Annotated in this window: 18 protein-coding genes and 1 other RNA gene; 6 read left to right on the top strand and 13 right to left on the bottom strand. The window is 33.5% G+C overall.

The annotated features are described in order from the left end of the window. Positions 1-225: 225 nt before the first annotated feature. Positions 226-2,406 (bottom strand): YhgE/Pip domain-containing protein, encoded by a 2,181-nt coding sequence (locus COI44_RS14290; protein ID WP_098428560.1) that lies wholly within the window; start codon positions 2,404-2,406, stop codon positions 226-228. A gap of 140 nt (positions 2,407-2,546) precedes the next feature. Beyond that, positions 2,547-3,137, bottom strand: a complete 591-nt coding sequence (locus COI44_RS14285; protein WP_179887130.1) for a TetR/AcrR family transcriptional regulator — start codon at positions 3,135-3,137, stop codon at positions 2,547-2,549. Between the two features lie 288 nt (positions 3,138-3,425). Between COI44_RS14285 and COI44_RS14280 the strand changes: the two genes are divergently transcribed. Further along, positions 3,426-4,859 carry an alanine/glycine:cation symporter family protein gene (locus COI44_RS14280; protein ID WP_098428558.1) on the top strand — a complete coding sequence of 478 codons (1,434 nt, stop codon included), beginning with the start codon at positions 3,426-3,428 and terminating at the stop codon, positions 4,857-4,859. Positions 4,860-5,219: 360 nt separating this feature from the next. Here COI44_RS14280 and COI44_RS14275 read toward each other — a convergent pair whose 3' ends face one another. Then, the gene (locus tag COI44_RS14275; RefSeq protein ID WP_098428557.1) at positions 5,220-5,978 is read right to left on the bottom strand and encodes an SDR family oxidoreductase; all 759 of its coding nucleotides are present in this window, start codon (positions 5,976-5,978) and stop codon (positions 5,220-5,222) included. 27 nt (positions 5,979-6,005) lie between these two features. Next, positions 6,006-7,448: a DHA2 family efflux MFS transporter permease subunit gene (locus COI44_RS14270; protein WP_483295487.1), complete on the bottom strand. Its 1,443-nt coding sequence runs from the start codon at positions 7,446-7,448 to the stop codon at positions 6,006-6,008. Positions 7,449-7,720: 272 nt separating this feature from the next. Between COI44_RS14270 and COI44_RS14265 the strand changes: the two genes are divergently transcribed. Together COI44_RS14265 and COI44_RS14260 are read left to right on the top strand one after the other, a co-directional pair. After that, positions 7,721-8,305, top strand: coding sequence for a TetR/AcrR family transcriptional regulator (locus COI44_RS14265; RefSeq protein ID WP_142329261.1), 585 nt, complete (start codon positions 7,721-7,723; stop codon positions 8,303-8,305). Between the two features lie 215 nt (positions 8,306-8,520). Further along, positions 8,521-9,741 carry a helix-turn-helix domain-containing protein gene (locus COI44_RS14260; protein ID WP_098428555.1) on the top strand — a complete coding sequence of 407 codons (1,221 nt, stop codon included), beginning with the start codon at positions 8,521-8,523 and terminating at the stop codon, positions 9,739-9,741. Positions 9,742-10,017: 276 nt separating this feature from the next. Here COI44_RS14260 and COI44_RS14255 read toward each other — a convergent pair whose 3' ends face one another. Next, the gene (locus tag COI44_RS14255; protein WP_098428554.1) at positions 10,018-11,625 is read right to left on the bottom strand and encodes an InlB B-repeat-containing protein; all 1,608 of its coding nucleotides are present in this window, start codon (positions 11,623-11,625) and stop codon (positions 10,018-10,020) included. A gap of 21 nt (positions 11,626-11,646) precedes the next feature. Between COI44_RS14255 and COI44_RS14250 the strand changes: the two genes are divergently transcribed. Next, positions 11,647-12,309 (top strand): hypothetical protein, encoded by a 663-nt coding sequence (locus COI44_RS14250; RefSeq protein WP_098428553.1) that lies wholly within the window; start codon positions 11,647-11,649, stop codon positions 12,307-12,309. A 479-nt stretch (positions 12,310-12,788) separates the two neighbouring features. On the opposite strand, the gene ssrA is transcribed toward COI44_RS14250, so the two are convergent. The 4 genes from ssrA to COI44_RS14225 all read right to left on the bottom strand — a co-directional run bounded on the left by ssrA (position 12,789) and on the right by COI44_RS14225 (position 17,203). Next, positions 12,789-13,146: a transfer-messenger RNA gene (ssrA, locus tag COI44_RS14240) on the bottom strand. A 213-nt stretch (positions 13,147-13,359) separates the two neighbouring features. Further along, positions 13,360-13,827: an SsrA-binding protein SmpB gene (gene smpB / locus COI44_RS14235; RefSeq protein WP_098428551.1), complete on the bottom strand. Its 468-nt coding sequence runs from the start codon at positions 13,825-13,827 to the stop codon at positions 13,360-13,362. Between the two features lie 109 nt (positions 13,828-13,936). After that, complete coding sequence (gene rnr, locus COI44_RS14230; RefSeq protein WP_098428550.1) at positions 13,937-16,396, bottom strand: ribonuclease R; 2,460 nt, start codon at positions 16,394-16,396, stop codon at positions 13,937-13,939. A 66-nt stretch (positions 16,397-16,462) separates the two neighbouring features. Further along, positions 16,463-17,203 carry an alpha/beta hydrolase gene (locus COI44_RS14225; RefSeq protein WP_098428549.1) on the bottom strand — a complete coding sequence of 247 codons (741 nt, stop codon included), beginning with the start codon at positions 17,201-17,203 and terminating at the stop codon, positions 16,463-16,465. Between the two features lie 276 nt (positions 17,204-17,479). On the opposite strand from COI44_RS14225, the gene COI44_RS14220 reads away from it, so the two are divergent. Further along, positions 17,480-17,971, top strand: coding sequence for a DinB family protein (locus COI44_RS14220; protein ID WP_098428548.1), 492 nt, complete (start codon positions 17,480-17,482; stop codon positions 17,969-17,971). A gap of 138 nt (positions 17,972-18,109) precedes the next feature. On the opposite strand, the gene secG is transcribed toward COI44_RS14220, so the two are convergent. From secG to COI44_RS14205, 3 genes are all read right to left on the bottom strand, one after another. Then, positions 18,110-18,343: a preprotein translocase subunit SecG gene (gene secG / locus COI44_RS14215; protein WP_025569105.1), complete on the bottom strand. Its 234-nt coding sequence runs from the start codon at positions 18,341-18,343 to the stop codon at positions 18,110-18,112. Between the two features lie 84 nt (positions 18,344-18,427). Further along, positions 18,428-19,357, bottom strand: coding sequence for an alpha/beta fold hydrolase (locus COI44_RS14210; protein WP_098428547.1), 930 nt, complete (start codon positions 19,355-19,357; stop codon positions 18,428-18,430). After that, the gene (locus tag COI44_RS14205; protein WP_098428546.1) at positions 19,350-19,571 is read right to left on the bottom strand and encodes a hypothetical protein; all 222 of its coding nucleotides are present in this window, start codon (positions 19,569-19,571) and stop codon (positions 19,350-19,352) included. The genes COI44_RS14210 and COI44_RS14205 overlap by 8 nt, the downstream gene beginning before the upstream one ends. Before the next feature lie 217 nt (positions 19,572-19,788). On the opposite strand from COI44_RS14205, the gene COI44_RS14200 reads away from it, so the two are divergent. Next, positions 19,789-20,355 (top strand): DUF2238 domain-containing protein, encoded by a 567-nt coding sequence (locus COI44_RS14200; RefSeq protein ID WP_098428545.1) that lies wholly within the window; start codon positions 19,789-19,791, stop codon positions 20,353-20,355. An 87-nt stretch (positions 20,356-20,442) separates the two neighbouring features. Here the strand turns inward: COI44_RS14200 and COI44_RS14195 are convergent, their stop codons facing one another. After that, entirely contained in the window at positions 20,443-21,693 is a 1,251-nt protein-coding gene (locus tag COI44_RS14195; protein ID WP_098428544.1) for an MFS transporter, read from the bottom strand. Positions 21,694-21,702 lie beyond the last annotated feature (9 nt).

The raw sequence follows: 21,702 nt of genomic DNA, 5'->3' as shown, positions 1-21,702 counted from the left end.
TGTTCATGATGTACAATTATCAAATTAACCACGTTAAAATTTTAACGATAAGTCCCTTACAATGTAAAGGGATTCTATACTATTTCCTTCATTATTCCCATATTCCATTACTAATTTTACAATAAAAGATTGACCTAAAGATACTGGATTTTTATTTCATTATTAGTAAAAAAGGATTGAAATCTTTTTTTATTAGACTTCAATCCTTTTTATTATTTTATCGTTTTAAGCCTCAATTTCACTTAATTGTTTTTTCTTTGATAATTTAACACGAACTGCAAAAGTTACATTTGTTAGGATAATGAATAACGCTGCAAATCCACATAAATAGTAGACTTGATCCCATACAAAGCCTTTGCTAACAGAACTAGAGATTAATTCTCTGAATCCTTTTATAGCATAAGTCATCGGTAAATATGGATGAATCGTTTGGAAAAATGTTGGTGTTAATGAAATTGGGAAAGTACCTGAAGTTCCACCAATTTGTAATAACATCATAACAAACACTAAATATTGCCCTATATTTCCTAATGTAACAGTTAAGAATTGTATTAATGAATAGAAGGTCAAGCTAGTGATAATTGTAAACACTACGAATAACCACACGTTTTTCACATCAAGACCCATACCATAAATTAAAACCATATCTGCTACGATTGATTGCATGATCCCCACGAAAATAAGAACGCTATATTTACTAAAGAACCAAGCTAAACCAGTAGTCGGAGCAATAGAGTTCTTTCTCATTGGATATACTGAAGTGAACATTAATCCACCAGCAAATAGTCCTATAGATAATATATACGGTGTTAAACCTACACCATATTCTTTTACATTATTTATTTTATGAGAAACTAGCTTTGTTGGTTCTGCAAAGAATTTATCAGTTGCTTCACTTGTTTTAACTTTGTTTACTTCATCTCCACCATCTTTTAGGGATTTATGAAGTTCAGTTGTTCCTTTTGTTAAATCAGTTGCTCCTTTTAATAAGTCTCCAGACCCACTATATAACTTATTCGTTCCATCAGATAGTTGTTTAGAACCATCATTTAACTGATTGATCCCTTGGACTAATTGATCCCCACCTGTATTTAATTTACCTAGGCCAATTGAAAGTAACGAACTTCCTTCACTTAATGCCTTTGTACCATTGTATAAATCATTACTTCCTTGAGCTAATTGATTTGCTCCATTAGACGCTTCTTTCAATTTACTATTAAATAAACTTAAATTTGTATTTAATTCTTTTTGTCCAGCAAGTAGATTATTTGAACCTTCATATAATTGACCTTGTGCTGCAGCAATTTGATCAACACCATTTTTAATTTGATTACTTCCTTTTGATAGTTGATCTAAACTGTTTGAGATTGCTTTTAATTTCTGTAAATCTTCTTTACTTAATGAACCATCTTGCAATCCATTAACGATTGATTTAAGAGCATCATTAGTAGCACCAAGATTCTGATTAAATCCTGCTTCATTTTTTTGCAGTTGGGTTGCGCCAGCATAAGATTGTTTTAGTCCAGCATTTAATTGGTTACTTCCTGTTTCTAGCTTAGAAGACCCAGTTTCAATTTTACTACCGCCTTCAGCAAGTTGCGAAAGTCCATTATTTAAATCACCAGAACCAGCTTTTAACGTACCCGTACCTTCTAGAAGAGTATTTAAACCAGAATTTAATTTATTAGCACCATCATTTGATTGTTTAATACCATCTGATAATTGTGTCGCTCCACTTTTCAGTTTTGTACTACCATTTTCAAATGTGATCATGCTGTCATTTAATTTTTTTAAATTTTTATTTAATACATCTGTTCCATCTGTAATTTTTGCAGCACCATCATTGATTTTACCTGCACCATCAGATGCTTTTGTCATGCCTTTTCCAATATCCTTGAAATTATCAAAAACTGTTTTAGCATATTGTTCTGTAATTTCTTTTGAGATAGTAGCATTTACTTCTTTCATTGCATTTGTACCAATTTGTGCGCCTACATAGTTTTTACCCGCATTTGTGTAATAATTTAATTTCATTTTCTGCGGTTTTTCGTCTAATAACGTAGCTGCATTTTTGGAGAAGTTAGAAGGTAATTCGATGACTAAATAATATTTTTCATCGTTTAATCCTTCCATTGCCTGTTTTTTATTTGTAACTTTCCATTTGAATGATTTATTATCTTTCAAACCTTCTACAAAATCTTTCCCAACATTAAGCTTTTTATCATTAAACTCAGTACCCTTGTCATTGTTAACAATTGCGACAGATAGTTTCTCTGTTTTATTATAAGGATTCCAATAAGCTGATAAGAAAATTAATGAGTAAAGCATTGGTACAAGACCAATCGCAATGATTGTTGCAATTGTCATTGGTTTCTTTAAAATATTTTTCCATTCTTGTTTAAACACATTCTCACTCCCCTTGTTAGACCAATTGACCAAATGTGTATTTCGGTCAATTTATTGCATTTAAATAGTTTAATACTCCCTTTAATAAAAAAATAAAAGGTAATACTAAACCATTCTCTAAGTTAAACTCATTTTCATGTTTATTCAGGACTTTTATTTCCTATTAATCCAAATAAAATTAATTGCACCATTTTATTTATAGCGTCATCTGTAATATGCATTGGATCTTTATCTAGAACACTCTTTTGTAGATTAAGAATCGAGATAATCGTCGTAATCATACTTAAACTTAGTATAGGAATTTCTAAATGGAAATTTGTTTCTTTTGCCAGCATTCTTGATTCTATTTCTTCTTCGATTGGTGTTTTCCGATAGATCTGTTGAAAGAAAATTTCTGATAACTCAGGGTGTCGTAAAGTTTCACTGATCAAGATCTCAATTTGATTTCGATTCTTTTCTACCCATTTAATCCTTTTCTCAACATATAATCTAAGCAATTCTTCAATTGAAAATTTACTAAAATCCTCTTCCATCCAAACGTCCTGAATATCTGGTTTTACACAGGTAATCAATACATCAAGCTTACTTTTAAAATACTTATAAATCGTCGCTTCGGAAATTTTACTTTCCTTTGCAATTTGATTAATTGTCGTACCATCATAACCATTCTTCGCAAATAGTTGTATAGACTTTTCTAGGATTTGATGTTTTGTTCTTTCTCCCTTATTCACTATTTACCTCCTTAAAAACCATTTTTAAAAAGGAAACAAAATCTTAATTTTAGCATGCTACAAAAAAAGTAAGTGTTTATTTACTTTTCTAGTATATGAATCAAATTGAATTTCGTCAACAAAAAGTAAGTGAACACTTACTTTTTTAATCTTTTTTTAATATTAACTTTTTTTAATCAACAATAATTAAAAAAGTGTTGCCTTTGTCAGCAGAATAATTTATTATTACATTTTGAAGTCAAAATTATCGGATAATTTTGCGAATATTCTTACAAAGGAGAGGGATTCATGACAGAATTGGTTACAGTACTCAACGACTATTTATGGGCTAAATTAATTGTTATTTTATTAGTTGCAATTGGCCTATTTTTAACGGTTTATTTAGGATTTATTCAGTTTAAATTCTTCCCTGAAATGATTCGATTATTAGTTGATGGACGAAACAGAGACAAAGACAAAGACAAAAAGACTGTTTCTTCATTACAAGCATTTATGATCGGAATGGCTGCTCGTATTGGTACCGGGAATATTGCCGGTGTTGCAACAGCAGTGGCATTAGGTGGACCAGGTGCAGTTTTTTGGATGTGGTTAATGGCATTAATTGGTTCAGCTTCAGCATTTGTAGAAAGTACTTTGGCTCAGCTTTATAAAGTGAAAGATGGTTCTTCATGGCGTGGTGGACCTGCTTATTATATGGAAAAAGCCTTAGGTAATCGAAAGCTTGGTGTTATTTTTAGTATTTTAATTACTTTATCTTTTGGTCTTATTTTTAACGCAGTACAAGCAAACACGATTGCTGCGTCTATTAATAATGAATTTGGCGTAAATACAAAAACAACTGCGATTGTACTTGCTATTATTACGGCATTAATTATTTTTGGTGGCGTACATTCCGTTGCAAAATTCTCAACTGTTTTAGTGCCGATCAAGGCTGGTGTATACATTATTCTAGCTTTATGGGTAATGTTTTCAAATTTCGATATTTTACCAGATGTATTTGGTGCAATTTTCTCTGAAGGAATTTTTTCGTTTAAACAAATGTTTGGCGGTGTCATGGGTGCTGCAGTTCTTCATGGAATTCGTCGTGGATTATTCTCAAACGAAGCTGGTATGGGTTCAGCTCCAAACGCAGCTGCAACAGCTGACGTTACTCACCCTATAAAACAAGGTTTAATTCAAGCATTAGGTGTAATTGTCGATACATTTATCATCTGTTCATCTACAGCTATGATCGTATTAGTTTCAGGCGTTTATAAAACATCTGAACTATCAGGTATTCCTTTAACACAGGAATCTTTACGTGTAAGTCTAGGTGAATTTGCTGCAACATTCGTTTCAATTTCAGTATTCTTATTTGCATTAAGTACAATTATGGGTAACTATTACTATGGTGAATCAAATATTAGCTTCATGAAGCATTCGAAAAAATCTATTTACGTATACCGTTTTGCTGTAATTGGAATGGTATTATTCGGAGCATTATATAGTGCTGATTTAATTTGGTCTTTAGCAGATATTTTCATGGGATTAATGGTATTAGTTAATCTTTACGCAATTACGCGTTTAGCTAAAGTTGTAAAAGCTTTATTAAAAGATTATGTTTCTCAAAAGAAACAAGGATTGGATCCAGTTTTCTCTGCTGATAAAATCGATAACTTACCAGGTCGTGATCAGTTAGAGGCTTGGGTTGATGAGAAGGACGTTAAGAATCACGTTGGATAATATATTCTGAGTAACCGCCCTTCATTTTTTAAGATGAGGGGTTATTTTTTATAACTCGATTTTGCGAAAATGAGAAGAGCCAAACAAATTACAAAAAGTATTTGTTTCAATTAAAAAATCCAAAACTAATAAAATATTAATATATTTTCAATGTATCATTTCAAACTTGGCAATCACCCCAAATAATCTGAAAACTTTATGTATATTCCATATTTTTCATAATTCTGTCACATTGAAGAGGTATGCCCCGCATTGCTAACTCTCTCCCTGATCAAATTCTAAAAAATATTTCAAAAAAATAAAAAAACCGTCCGAAAAATTTCAGACGGTCTTCCTTCTTTCAATATAAAATTCCCTACCTTAATAAGCAGTCCAACCTGCATCACCAGTAATTACAGTACCATTTACAAAGCTTGATTCATCTGAGGCAAGGAATAATGCTATTTCTGCAATTTCTTCTGGTTTACCTACTCGTGGATTAACTCCTAATCCTGCTTGAATTCGTCCCATACCAAAGTGATTGATATTTGTCATAGAAGAACCGATATTTGTTTCAACTCCACCTGGAGCGATTGCATTGCATCGGATTCCATTTGTTGCGTACATGAATCCAGTATTCTTCGTGAATCCAACAACTGCATGCTTAGAGGCTGTGTAAGCTGCTCCTGCTCTAGCCCCTTGAAGTCCACCTGCAGAAGCTACATTAATAATAACTCCCTGCTCTTTTTCTAAAAAGATTGGTAAGACTTTTCTTGTTGAGCGCATGACACTTGTTGTATTGACAGCAAAAACTCTTTCCCACTTATCATCTTCAATATAACCAGCAGGCTCAAAGTTATCCATAATTCCTGCATTATTAACTAGAATATCTACTGTACCAAAAGTATTTACGGCAGAATCGATTAAGTTTTGAATATCATTTTCGAGAGCAACATTAGCCATAACAGCAATTGCATCTCCACCGTTTGATTTTATTTCTTCAACGGTAACATTTGCAGCATCTACATTAATATCAGATACTACCACTTTTGCGCCTTCTTTTGCATAAAGGACAGCAATTGCTTTCCCCATTCCTGATCCAGCTCCAGTTACTACAGCTACTTTGTCTTGAAGTCTCACCTATATTCCTCCAATTAATTATGATTTTTACGCTTTAACTGTTACCTCTTTTAACTTAACTGTTGCCTCTTCAGAAGCCGCTTGTTTGACTTTCTTAATAAAGAAAGAAAGTAGTAATCCAATGATTCCTATTCCAACAATCACTAGATAAGCGTCGTTAATTCCATTAATAGAAGCTTCTTTTATTAACTGGGCCTGTGTTAATCCTTTAGTAGCCGCTGTAGGAATTAATTCCTGTATATGTGTTTTTGTACGATCTGTCATAACTGTAACTAGAAGTGATGTACCAACTGCTCCAGCAACTTGTCGAATTGTATTCGTAATTGCCGTACCGTGTGCATTTAATTGCTTTGGAAGTTGATTTAATCCAGCTGTCTGTATTGGCATCATCATTAATGCCATACCGATTCGACGACCAGTGGACATTAGTACCAGATTTGTGTAACTCGTCGAGTCCGTCAAGTTTGTGAAGCCAAGTGTTGTTGCAATTGTAATAATCATGCCGAAAATAGCTAGCCATTTTGCACCAATGCGATCGAATAACCTACCTGTAACTGGCATAAGGAAGCCCATTACCAGTGCTCCTGGAAGTAATAGAAGACCTGACTCAACAGGTGTATAACCACGGATATTTTGTAAGTAAAGTGGAAGTAGCATCATATCTGCATACATGACCATCGTTACTGCGATATTAATAACTGTCGTTAATGAGAACATACTAAACTTGAATGCACGCAGGTCAAGTAAAGGATTTTGTGAAACCATTTGTCTCCATGCGAAAAGTACAAGGGCCAATACCCCGACAACAATCGTACTAATTACTTCTGAATTCGACCAACCTAAACTTCCAGCTCGGCTGAAACCATAAAGCATTGCACCAAAACCGACTGTAGACAATGTAACGCTAAGAAGATCAAATTTTGTTTTAATACGATCAGATACATTTCGTAGATAAATGAAGCCAAGTACGATTACAAGAATAGCAAATGGAATCATTCCGTAGAACATCGTTTCCCATTTATAATTTTCCATAATGTAACCTGCAAGTGTAGGACCAATTGCTGGGGCAAAGATAATCGCTAGCCCAACCATCCCCATCGCTCCTCCGCGCTTTTCTGGCGGAAAAAGTGTCAAAATAACGTTCGTTAATAGTGGCATAATAATTCCTGCCCCTGCAGCCTGAATCAAGCGGCCTGTTAACAGAACAGGAAAATCCGTCGCAATAGCCGATACAATTGTTCCTGCTAAAAAGATAATCATTGAAGCTTGAAATAGTTCACGTGTGGTGAAACGTAGCATTAAATAAGCTGTAATCGGAATTAATACACCGTTTACTAGCATGTAGCCTGTTGTTAACCACTGTGCTGTTGCTGCCTTGATATGAAAATCAACCATTAGCTCAGGTATAGCAACACTCATAAGCGTTTGATTTAATGTTGCCAGAAAGGCACCTAAAATCAAAATAAACATAATAGGCCCTTTTTTTATCGAATTTGTGTCAATTCCAGAAGTTTTACTCAATCCCCCATCATTCCTTTCTCTCTTTATCATGGACATAATTTACAAAGTGTTTAATAATTAACATGATATAAATTACATTATAAATAGATAGTTAGTTCTTACAACCGACAATATTTAAAGAAATGTATTGTAGTTATCACTCTTTTTAGTTTTGTAGTGAAAACTAAATATATTAAACACATTTAATAAAATTGTAAATTTCATGGAAAAGGTGAGTTGATTTGAAGGGTAAAACAAAAAAAGTGGATCCTAGGATCATTCGTACACGTCAATTAATTAAAGATGCCTTTATCGATTTACTTCAGGAGATGGATATAAACAAAATCACGGTTAATCAAATTTCGGAGCGTGCAACAGTTAATCGAGTTACATTTTATCTACATTATCGTGACATACAAGATATGATGGAGTATATGGCTTTGGAAATGGGTGAAAAGCTTGGACAAATTATGAGGGATTCAACAGCTTATAAATCTATAGAAGAAACTGACTCGGTGAAGCTTTTAAACTTGCTTGAACATATAGCTGAGAATGCAAAGTTTTATAAAGTAGTTCTTGCTTCTACTAAAACCCCCATCTTTACTGAGCAATTATTAAAAATCATTACTGAAACAATAACGAAACGAAGAGAAGTTGACTCTTTACACATTAAGACAGATATTCAAAAGGATATAATTATCTGGTACGGGTCATCAGCACTGATTGGTACAATTGTATCTTGGTTAAGAAATGATATGCCCTATACCCCTCAGTATCTTGCTAAGCAGTTATCCCTACTTTTTAGAATTGGTAATAAGGTCGAATAATAAAACAAAGGAGAAAGGAACGGAAAGATATTTCCCTGCCTTCTCCTTTTCTTTGATTTTCCCTCCTTTTTCCTTTTTTACCTTTCCTTAACATATCTTTAAGTATTACTTCACATGCTACACGTGTTTTCTAAATATACTATTTTTGTTGTTAAATGTAGAATTTTAGTATTAGGTTCTATTTCTAAAATCTTGGATGGGAGGAGGACTTAGTTATGTATGAAGGAAAAATTATCAAATTTTATAGAGAAAAATACAAACTAACACAAGAGCAATTAGGAAAAAACATCTGCTCCGTTACCCATATCAGTAAAATAGAATGTGCACAAACAAAGTACGCCCCTGAAATTATTAATTTATTATCAAACAGACTTGGAATTGATATGGAATCAGAAGTAGCCAACTTTATGAATATTAAACAAAGATTACTTCACTGGCATGACGTAATAGTTATGCAGTTATTTGAAGAGATGGATCAGATTTACTATGAATTTGAAATGGAAGAACTAATCCAGATCTCTGAATATAATGATATGTATCAGTTGCTAAGAGCAAAATATTTTCTTGCGCATAGTAAGTGCAATGAAGCTTTTAAAATCATTAAAAAGCTTCAAAAAAAAGAAGACAAATTAGCACCATATGAAAGAAATTTATTAAAGCATATTTTAGGAATTTATTCTTTAGCAAAACAAGAATACGGTAAAGTAATCGAAATTTTAAAGTCGATTGATAATACAGTTTATAAAAATCCTGAATATTTTTACCATCTAGCATGTGCTTACCATACTTTAAATGCTCCTGTGTTGGCCTATTATTATGCTGAAAAATCTCATCAATTTTTTAAGCAAATTAATAACTATCTTAGAGTGATAGATGCTGAAATGTTAATGATTATACAAGTTCAAGGTGACACTTTAGAGGAAGAAATTATTAATCGTTTCAAAAATTTAATTAGAAGCTGTGAGTTATGTAATGCGCCTGATCGCAAGGCAAAAGCTTTGCATAATTTAGCCTATGAATTTTACAGAGGGAAAAATTATAAGGAAGCAAGTAAGTATTATAAACAATCAATGATGCTAAAGGATTCAGAATGTTCATCGTATTTACTTTCATTGGAAGGCTATATTCGTAGTTCTTTTGATGGAGATTTTTCTAACCTAGATGAACTTGTGCATGGTGCTGAAGAAGGCCTTTTCATAGCGAAAAAGAATAATTACAGTTTATATATCCATTTATTTAAACTACTACTTTATTTATTAAAATCAAAAGAGAAAGAATATCATCATTATTTAAATAGTAAAGCTTTACCTATGTTTGAAAAAAGTGGTTTTACTTTTTTAGTAGAACGCTCTAAAAAAGAATTATTTAATTATTATAAAAAGATGAATTTAAATGAGCAGGCAATGGAGATTGCACAGTTAATTGTAAATGCTTAAGAACTTATATATTTCATAGATGTTACTATTTTCGATAGAATGCTGGTTCTCATCTTTGAGTACCAGTTTTTGATTTTTTCAGGACTAAAAAAAAGAGACAAGAATACGAAGTTTGTATTCTTGTCTTTTATTTTTTTTAGGGAAAGTTTTTAATTTGAAAAAGCTAATCTTATCGTTTACTTTCAAAAAGGGTGTTTAATCATCTTCTAAATTTCATAAGCACCCTTTTTGACTTAATTACTTAAGAATAATCTGTACTGCTTGTTATTTCATTTCTTATAGCTTGATCGACATTACGCTTGTCCACTCGCCATAGTTTTTTTTTGATCCAACCATTTTGTAAGAACGGATTTTGTAGAAGTATGTTTTACCTTTACTTAATCCTTTGTTCGTGTAATTAGTTGTTGTCACGCTAGTTAGGTGTTTATATGATCCTGTTTTTGAAGTTGCTTTAACAATTTCATATCCTGTTGTACCTAATACTTTTGACCAAGTTAATTTAACAGCATCTTTACCAGCTTTTGCTGTTGTTGCATTAGATGGTTTACCTGGAACATTTTCCCACTTTGCGTAAATAATCGTATTTGTAGTAACTCGATCTGTTGCAAAGTTCCATGCCACTTTTCCTGCACCATCTTTGTACCATCCAATGAATACAAAGCCTTTTTTAGTTGGTGCTGCTGGTTGGCTAATTGTTGCATTGTAAATTGCTGTTTTTGAAGCAACTGTACTTCCACTAGATGTGTTAAATGTTACAGTATACGTGTTAATGTTCCATTTTGCATAAAGTGTAATGTTGCTAGTTAATGTTAAAATGTTTCCTACTGGCGTATTTAACGTAGCATCTTTATACCATCCAGCGAACGTATAACCCGTTTTTGTTGGTGTTGGTAAGTTTAAGATACTATTGTAATCCGCAGTTTGAGCAGAAACTGTCGAAATTCCATTGCTCACATAGTTCACTGTATACGAATTGATTTGCCATTTCGCATATAATGTAGTGTCGCTTGTTACTTTATCCGTTGCAAAGTTCCAAGGTATTGTATTTAAAGCATCTTTGTACCAACCAACGAATGTGTAACCTGTTTTTGTTGGTGTTGGTGCAGTAATTCCTGTGTTGTAATCTGCAACTTTGTCAGCAACTTGACTACCACCATTGCTATTGAAGTGAACAGTGTAAGAATTAATACTCCACTTCGCATAAAGGATCATGTTATCAGCTACTTTGTCTGTCGCAAAGTTCCATGGTGTTTTACCTTCTGCATCTTTGTACCATCCAACAAATGTGTAACCAGTTCTTGTTGGTTTTGTTTCATCTAGTAATGAATTGTATTCAGCTTTTACTGAAACTACAAGTCCAGCATCTTGTGTGTCATAGATAACAGTATATTTTGCTGGTTTCCATTTTCCGTAAATTGTTTTTGAAGAGTAGATTGAATTTGTGAAATCCCAAGGGATTGTACAATCTTGATCTGCAAACCATGTTAATTCGTATCCGTGTATTGATGGCTCTGTTATACGACGTGTTACAATTTGGTCATTTACTTCGAATGGAGCTTTTTCACCTGTTACGATAAAGTGAATGTTATAACCATTTAAGATTTTTTGAGTAACTGATACCTCCGCATACTCTTTTGCACTAATAATGATATTGAAATCGCCTACTTTTTTGAAGACGTTTTTATCAATTGTCAGAGTGCCATTTGTTGCATCAATTTTGTACGCTGATGGATCAATGATTGATCCGCCAACTTTGATGCCTGTAATTGCATTTGCCCAAGCTTTGTCACTAAATTCTAGTGTAATATCGTTACCTAAAGCGTTATCAGTTGTATCTGTCGTTACTAATGATGTTGCTAATGCATATTTCGCATATAGCGTCATCGGCTTTGTGACAACACAATTATGAAATCTAAATTCGGAATAATTGCACTTTCTGGAACAATATTAACCTCAACAATCTCACCAACTCTTTCTCACGCAGAAGTAATACCAACACCTACTGAAGAAAACTCAACTTTTGAAAAGGCCAAAAACGAACTAGATCAAATTCAACAAGATATTACTGCAAGTATTGATGAAGGAGTAGTTGAAAGTACATTCCAAACAACAGAACCTATTGATTTAGGCGATGGAGTGAGTTTAGTATCTTCAGAACAAGTAAACTATGACGAAAACGGGAATGTGATAGGTAAGTATTCGGTAGAAGTAAAACCTAGTATTCCTAATAAAAGAGCAGTTATTAACGAGGGAGGTTATAGTTGGAAATTCTTTTCTACCAAATATTCAGATACTGTAGTCGAACACGAAGGATATGTAATTGTTAGCAGATTGCTTCCATCAGCTATACCTTTTATGCCGACTAGGTTACAACAAGCAGCTGCGGCTACATTGCTAACGTATATTCAATATTATCCTAGACCAAAATTATATTATTTTACGAATCATACCTATACAGATTCAGATAATGTTAATAATTATATAAAAACCGATACGTACACTTATTCAGATAAAGCAAGGACAAAACTTGTATCTAAAAAATCAACAATTGTTAAAAGTAAAAAATAAAAGTTGAAAAAAGAAAGTTTCAAAACTGTGAAACTTTCTTTTTTTTATATCTTTTATCAATTAATCTAAGGAAGTAATTTGCAACCATTAAGAAATTTAATAACACAGATAAATATAGGACATATCTGTGTTTTGAAACAAATACTAAAATATAATCCAAGTTAAAGGAAAGTCCCCCCATAAATAATAGAATCAGGAAATACATAAAATATCTTAGAAGATTCTCCTTAAACATACAATTATCCCTCCTTCCTAATCATTAGAATAAAACAGTTTTTCATAAACCTAATTAAAGACAATTATATATTAGTTTCTATTATTAATTGCTTTATCTTGTTTCAACTTTTTGTCTGTATAATTATTTGAATAACTATAATTATTCCTAAAATAAAAAAACCTCCTAAAACATCATAATTCAATGTTTTAAGAGGTTTACATTTTCATTTTTAGACATAAAAAAACCACCAAACAGTATGTATTGGTGGAGACGGTGGGAGTCGAACCCACGTCCAAGAATATCGGCACTTAAGCTTCTACGAGCGTAGTCACTGTATTAGAGTTTCGCATACCATTCAGCCCAATGACAGGCTTCCTGATAGCTAGTCTGGTTAATCTCTTCCTTTCCCCTCAGACGGTGAGGTCCGGCGTAGCCCACTAATGAGTGAACCCCTCTAAGCTATGCACATGGGCGATACATAGGAGGAGCCTTTAGTGCAATTAAGCAGCTAAAGAGAAATTGTTGTTTTTGCCAGTTATTGGCTTTTGCGTTTTAACGAGGCCGACCCCTCGACTCGCAACTTAAGCTCGAACTACCCCTGTCGAATCCGTAACGTCCCCATATAAAATGCTCACAAAACTTATTCAGTTCTGTTCGCTATGAGTGACTTACGAAGCATAAAGCAAAGGCTTCATAATTTATAAAAACTGCACATCGTGCAATTTATGTTGCTGATTAACTTACAAACTTATTATAGCATATCCATCACAAGTTGCAATTAACAATTGTTTCTAAAAGAATAACAGAATTCCAGCGCTTCAACATTTATCCAGTTAGGTTCTTTGTCGATCTCGGAATGCACGTTCCACTTCACGTTTTGCTTCTTTTTTCTTTAAATCATCACGTTTATCATATTGTTTCTTACCTTTACCTAATCCAAGTAATAGCTTAGCATAGCCATTTTTTAAATAGATTTTTAAAGGTACTAACGTATAACCTGTTTCCTTTGTATAACCGATTAACTTCACGATTTCTTTATTATGTAGTAATAATTTTCTAGTACGTAATGGTTCGTGATTATAACGGTTACCTTGTTCATATGGACTTATATGCATATTATGAAGCCATACTTCTCCGCCTTGAACACGTGCAAAGGAATCCTTTAAATTAGCTTTTCCAGCACGTAATGATTTTATTTCAGTACCTTGTAAAACGATACCAGTTTCATACGTTTCTTCGATAAAGTAATCATGATACGCTTTTTTATTTTGAGCAATTACTTTCCCTTCACCTCTTGGCATAAATAACACCTCTCTATCTTTACTTATTTTACCATATATTTGGACGATATAAAAATAGACAATAAAGCAAAGCAGTGAACAAGTGATTTGTCCACTGCATGTTTTTTACCTATCGTTTCTTATTACCTTTTGCTACTTTTTCGTAAAAAGGTTTGTTCTTTTTGCTCTTGCTTTTGCTTTTCGTTGGATTAAAACGATCATCGCGTTTATTTCTCGATGATTTACCTCCACGTGCGCTATCTCTCTCGTCATTTCTAGGTGAACTATCTCCTTGGGAACTATCTCCACGTCTTCCACGAGAACGGCTACTGCGAGAGCTATCTCCATTTCGATCTGAAGCTGAAGAACCTCTTCCGCGTCCACCTCGTCCTCTACCACTACCAGAGCCACCGCCAAGATTAACCGGTCCTCTACCGCCGCTTCTACGAGGTTTGTTTGATTTCATGCCAACAATTTCAAAATCAATTGCTCGTTCTTCTTTATTAACATTAACTACTCGAACTGATACTTCATCACCGATTCTGAAGATTTTCCCTGTTCTTTCACCAATCATTGCGTACGTACGCTCGTCATAGTTATAGAAGTCATCTGATAAATCGGCAACTCGAACTAATCCTTCAATTGTATTTGGCAGTTCAATAAACATACCAAAATTTGTTACAGAGCTGATAATACCTTCATACTCTTCACCAATTTTATCAAGCATGTACTCTGCTTTTTTCAAATCATCAGTTTCTCTTTCTGCTTCAACAGAGCGACGCTCCATATTGGATGCATGTTCAGCGATTGCAGGTAATTTATCATCCCATTCACGTTTTGTCTCATTATCCATTTTTCCTTCGATTAAATATTTACGAATTAATCGATGAACAATTAAATCTGGATATCGACGAATCGGTGATGTGAAATGAGTATAATACTCCGCTGCTAATCCGAAATGGCCAAGATTATCTGCCTCGTATTTCGCTTGTTTCATTGAACGAAGCATAACTGTTGAAATAACAGTCTCCTCTGGTTGCCCATGAACCATATCTAGAACCTGTTGCAAAGCTCTCGGGTGAATTTCATTTCCAGCACCTTTTACTGTATAACCAAATGATGCAATAAAATCAAAGAATCGTTGTAACTTTTCTTCTTTTGGATCCTCGTGTACACGATACATAAATGGTACATTTAGCCAATGGAAATGCTCAGCAACTGTTTCATTCGCTACTAGCATAAATTCTTCAATTAGTTTTTCTGCAGTTGAGCGCTCACGAATAACGACATCAGTTGGATGACCATCTTCGTCAACTAATACTTTTGATTCTTTAAAATCAAAATCGATTGCTCCACGAGTCATGCGTCTATTACGTAAAATTTTCGCTAACTTAGCCATTTCCTCAAACATTGGGACTAATGGTTCGTAACGTTCACGTAATTCAGCATCTTGCTCATCTAATAGTTTATTTACATCACTATATGTCATTCGTTCAGTTGTTTTAATGATACTTTCAAAAATTTCATGCTTAACAACTTCACCTTTTTGGTCAATCTCCATTTCACATGAAAGTGTAAATCGATTTACTTTTGGATTTAATGAACAAATTCCATTAGACAAACGATGCGGAATCATCGGTATAACTCGGTCAACTAAGTAAATACTTGTTCCACGATCATGTGCTTCTTGGTCAATCGGTGAGCTATCCGTCACATAGTATGAAACGTCTGCAATATGTACCCCTAACTTATAATGACCATTTTCAAGCGCTGTTACTGTAACGGCATCATCTAAGTCCTTTGCATCTGCCCCATCTATCGTTACAATTTGTTCATCACGAAGATCGCGACGAGTGCCAATAGCTGATTCATCAATCTCATCTGGTACAGCATTCGCTTGATCCATTACTTCCTTAGGAAATTCTTGAGGTAAATCAAACTTATGAATAACCGAGAGAATATCAACACCAGGATCATTTTTATGTCCTAGTACTTGGACTACAATACCCTCAGCACTTTTGCCATTCTCAGGAAACTGAGTAAGTTCTACAACAACTTTATGACCTTCTACAGCTCCTTGAGAATTGCTCTTTGTAATAAAAATATCGCTTCCGAATCGCTTATCATCAGGAACAACGAAACCGAAACTTTTCTGAGCCTGGTATGTACCTACCATTTTCGTTTGACCACGTTCAACAATTTTTACGATTGTACCTTCTCTACGTGCATCACTTTTTTCTTTTGTAATACGAGCTAAAACGATGTCTCCATGTAAAGCACCATTTAAATCTGACGGTGAAATAAATACATCTTCTGCCCCTGCTTCTTCTGGAATGACAAACGCAAAGCCTTTAGCATGGCCAGTTAATTTACCTCTTACTAAATTAGATTGATCAGGTAAACTGTATTTATTGTTTCGAGAACGTACAATATAACCCTCATCTTCTAAAATAACGAGCGTTTTTACTACTTCTCGAAAGTCACTTGCATCAGTCAACTCCATAGCCTCTTCAATCCCTTGGATATTTAAAGGCTTATAATCTTCACTTTTCATCAATTCCAATAATTTTTCTTTCCATTGTTTATTCATACTTTTCCCTCCTTTTTCTAACTGTTAAAGGGTATTTAATTTAAGTTTGTCCAGAAAGGTTTCATTCTACCATTCCAATTCATTAAGAAATGCTAGAACATCTTCATGTAACATGTCTTTTTCCTGTCCAAGCGTAATAACATGTGTTGAATTTTCGTACCACTTTAATTTTTTCTGATCAGATTGCACTTCATTATAAATAATATTTGCGCTGTCTGTATTAATCATCTCGTCTACAGTAGATTGTACGACAAACGTTGGTGCATATACTGTATCAACATTTTCACGCACTTCTTTAATTAAACCTTGAAGAGCTTTTAATGTATTCATCGGAGTTTTTTTAAACTCTTCCATTTCTACTTCAATTTGTTCAGGAGATTTCCCTTCACGTTTCTTAAACTCTCTTGTATAAGCTAAGACACCTTCATACATAATTTCTTCACTTTTTATGTACATTGGCGAACACATTGTGACAATACCATTCAATGGAACAGTATAACCTAGCTTTAGTGCAAATACTCCTCCTAAAGATAGACCTACCGCTGCAATTTTTTGATGTCCTTTATCCTTTAGAAGTTGATAAGCTTCCTTTACATCCATCCACCAGTCCTCAGGTCCAGTATGAACAAGCTCATCTGGTGGTACACCATGTCCTTTATAGTGCGGTGCATGACAAGTATAACCTTGTTTTTCTAAAAAACGGCCAAGCATTCGAACATCCGCAGAATGTCCTGTAAATCCATGTAATAATAAAACTGCTCGATCTCCACCTTCAAACGTAAATGGCTTCGGCATTGTTACTCTCATATATACTCACTCCAAAACTTTTCTATCCATTTTTCTTTCGTTACTCTTATATTATCTATAAATGATTTTGTTTATTTAAATTAATAATCGATATCTTCAATATAAATAATTAATAATAATATTTAACTAATTTTACGTAAAGAAATTGTTCTTTTATTTTACCTTTCAATTGAAGAATTTACCAATAAACAGTTTTTTTAATTAACTAGTTATGATTTAATGAAAGGTGTGGTAATAATAATGTTGGTCATTTAACCAACAAAAGGAGGATACGTTATGTTTAATAATGTTGAAGAATTTATTACTGAATGGAAAGTGGAAGAAGCAAGCACAATCAAATTACTAAATGCTATGACAGATGAATCACTAGATCAATCAATTGGTGAAGATTTTAGCTCTTTGGGAGAATTAGCTTGGCATATAACTACAGCAATTAAAGCGATCATTTCACAATCAGGATTGCAATTCGAAGCATCTATGAGCAAGGAAGAGATGCCTGCAACTGCAAAGGAAATTACTGAAAAATACGCAGAAGCTAGTAAAGCTATGATTGAAGCAGCACAAAAAGAATGGAAAGAAAAAGATTTAAATCAAATCATTAACGCTTTTGGATTCCTTGAAATGCCTATCCATGCATTACTTCGCATGGCCATTTCACATCAAACGCATCACCGTGGCCAAATGACTGTATTAATGCGTCAAGCTGGACTAGCTATTCCAGGAATGTACGGTCCAAGTAAAGAAGAATGGGCTGCAATGAAAGGTTAATATTTAAGATATTGTCTACATACTAAAATACAGCCAAAAAACTGGCTGTATTTTTTTTAATCATTAAGAAAAATATCTTCCTATCCAAGAGAAATGTTTTAGCAAAATAAAAAGCCACCCTTTTAGGTAGCTTGTTTATTACAGTTTAAAATATGTTACAGCAATCGTTAGAATGAAGAATAAAACTGCTACAACAACTGTTATTCTTTGTAAAACTAGTTCAAAACCACGAGCTTTTTGCTTGCCAAACAGTTGCTCAGCACCACCAGATATCGCTCCTGATAGGCCGTTACTTTTACTAGATTGAAGTAAAACTAAAACAATCATAAGTACTGAAACAATAATTAAAAGTACAGATAAAAACGTATGCATTTCTTCACCTCCACAGTAAAGTACTGTTACTTCCTATTCTACTATGAAGAATACTATACTTCAATATGAGAGTACAACACTTATTTAATGAATTAAGATTGTTTCTTCTATCCAAGTTTTTACATCTTGATGAACTTCATCTTTATTTGTTTCATGAAGCATCTCATGACGACCTTCTTCATATAATTTCAACTTTACATTTGTACAACCAATGTTTTTATACAGCTCATAAACCTTCTTTACACCTTCACCATTTTGACCAACTGGATCTTTATCTCCAGAAAAAATATAAATTGGCAATGAAGTTGGTGTTTTCTTTATTTCCTCTTTACGATGTATAACTCCAATCCCTTTCAACAGTTCGCGATAATAACTTGAAGAACAAATAAATCCACAAAATGGATCTTTTATATAACGATCAATTTCAGCTTCATCTCTTGTTAACCAATCATATTTTGTTTTAGGAAACTTAAAATGATTATTGAAGTTTCCAAAAGTTAAAAAGTCTAAAATTTTACTTCTCTTATTGGCACCAATCAAAAATGCCTCTGCACTTGAAATAAAGACGCCTAATTTTCTAAGTATTCCTGGATCGTATCCGGTTCCAGAAATAATTAGCCCATCGTATAGTCCTCCATTTAATTGAACTACTCGTCTGCTCAAATAAGATCCCATACTATGTCCAAATAGAATTAAAGGAATATCTTTTATTTCTTTTCTAATCATCTTACTTATAAAAATGATATCTTTAGCAACTTCATCCCAGCCAATTTCTTCACCAAAAAAACCTAAATCATCTTCAAGCGCAGCTGTTTTCCCGTGTCCTCTTTGATCATGAATAAAGACTGCAAACTGATTATGAACTAAATATTCAATAAACTTATCATAAGCTCCACCATGCTCTGCCATTCCATGTACAATTTGAATCACAGCAATTGGTTCAGCAGGAATATATTTTCGCAAATAGATTTTTGTTCGATCCTTCGCCGAAATTAATCCTTCCCAATTATTCATTTTTATGCCCCTTCATCTCATATGTTGTAAAAGATACTAATAAGAAAAAACAAGTGAAATAGATTATTTCTAATCGTATGTATTTAAATGTAAATTCATCACCTAATAATCTCCAAAAAACAATTACTATTGAAACAATTACAATAATAAATGGAAGTAAATATGTTTTTATAGTATACCAAATATAATCTTTTAAGTATGCGAAAAAGTTCATAATTATCCTCCCAACTAATTGCAACTCATATCCATAATTCAATACTAATCCAAATTTCCTAATTCTATAGGTTAATTTTTAACAATTTTTCATCAATTTGATGAATATTTTGTGTCAAATTTAAGCTCATTTTTAGGATTTTAGACTAAGCATGTTTTGAAGTTTTGTATTGATGTATGAATTGAGATAAAAAAACAGAATGAATGGGGGATTCGAAATGAAAAGAAGCATACAAACAATTTTAAGTATTGTCTTTGCAATTGTAATGCTTGTGTTGTTCGTCATTTTCTTCATGAAAGACGATTCTTATCGGTATCCAATCGCACTAGGTGGCTTTGTTTGTGCACTCGTGCCACTCATATTAGATAAGTTTTTTAAAATTCGATTTGCATTTCCTTTTATTCTCTCTTATTTTACTTTTTTAATAGGGTCCCTATGTCTTGGTTCAATGCTTAGATTTTATAGCTTAGGCTGGTGGGATACATTTTTACATTTTCTAAGTGGTACGCTAGTCGCGTTTTTAGCAGTTGATTTAATGGGGAAACTGACAACCAAACAGTCTCGAAGTGAAATGTCCGCTGGATTCATTTTTCTATTTGTATTTTCATTTGGAGTATTTTGTGGGGCCTTATGGGAAATTTGGGAATTCAGTAGCGACCAATTTTTCGGAACTAATACTCAAGGCGGCGGTAATTTTGATACTATGACAGATCTAATCGCAGACTCAATTGGAGCACTCATTATCGCAATTGGGTTTGCTAGAAGATCGAAAAAAAATAATTAAAAGTATATTAATAGATAATAAGAAACTAAAGTATAAAAAACCTGATTACTCTATATGAATAATCAGGTTTCATATTTTAAATAAAATTTATGACTTCACTTCTACTACGACATTCTTCATAATCTTGAACATTGGTAGCATAATGATGATTCCAATAATGAATAATAATGCTGAAACTTGATAAATAGAGACTAAAGAAAAATGCTCCTTTAAAATCCCTGCCAAGCTCATTGTAATGACCATAGCTCCCATAAATAATGGTGTTAATATACCGTTTACCCTGCCTACAAACTTTTCATCAGTATTTTTTAAAATGATTGTATTAATACCAATGTGCAATGCAGGCATAAATAGTCCGATAAAGAATTCAGCAACAAGCGTTAGCCAGAACATCTCAGACCAACCAATTACAAATATTCCAATCGCATTGACCGCCATGCCGATTAATAATAATACATGCGGTGCCAACTTATTCGATATGACCATTATTAGGCCACCACCTATAATCATAGCCGCTCCATTTGCAGCGAATATCCATTGTAAATATTCCTTATCTAATCCTAGTCGTTCAGTTACTAAAAAAATAGCTAGAGGATGAATAAGACCTATACCTAATCCTGCCGCTGCAAACACTCCACCTAAATAGACGAGAATTTTTCGAGACCAAACGTATTGGAATCCTAACTTCATCTCTTCCAATAACGATGTTGTATGATCTGCCTTTGCTTCTTCTTCATCTTTAGGTAATCTTGTTAATACTAAAGCTGACATAAGAAAAGCAATACCTACAATTCCCATCGAAACATGCATACCAGCTTGTTGAAATACGAATGTACCTAGTACTGGACCTAAAATCATAAACACTGCCATCATCGTTTGAAAGATAGACATACCTGCTTGCATTTGCTCACCTGGTACATGAACTTTAAATAATTTCATATTGGAAGGCTGAGAAAACTGAGACAAGATTGCTGAAACTAATGTAGCAAAAAACACAAACTTCCAAGTTCCATATAATAGTGCTAACAAAATAACAAATATCGATACAGCACTTAAAAGATCGCACCATATCATTGTACGCTTTGGTTTCCAACGATCGGCAAACGTTCCACCGATAAAAGAAAAAATAAAAATCGGCGCAAATTCAGCAACTGAAATCAGTGATACGGCTGTTGCATCACCATTCGTCTTTTCCACAACAAATAATAAGATTGCAAAATTACGAATCCAAATACCAACTTGAATAAACAAACCCGCTGAAAGAATTGTCCGGATAAAAGGATTTTTTAACAAAGAAGCCATTGAAGGATTTGAAGCTGTTGGAGTAGATGTAGACATTTTTTCCCC

Origin of the sequence: Bacillus sp. AFS088145, from assembly GCF_002564465.1 — a bacterium.
GTDB lineage: Bacteria > Bacillota > Bacilli > Bacillales > Bacillaceae_G > Gottfriedia.
This window is presented reverse-complemented; position numbering and strand designations above follow the sequence as displayed.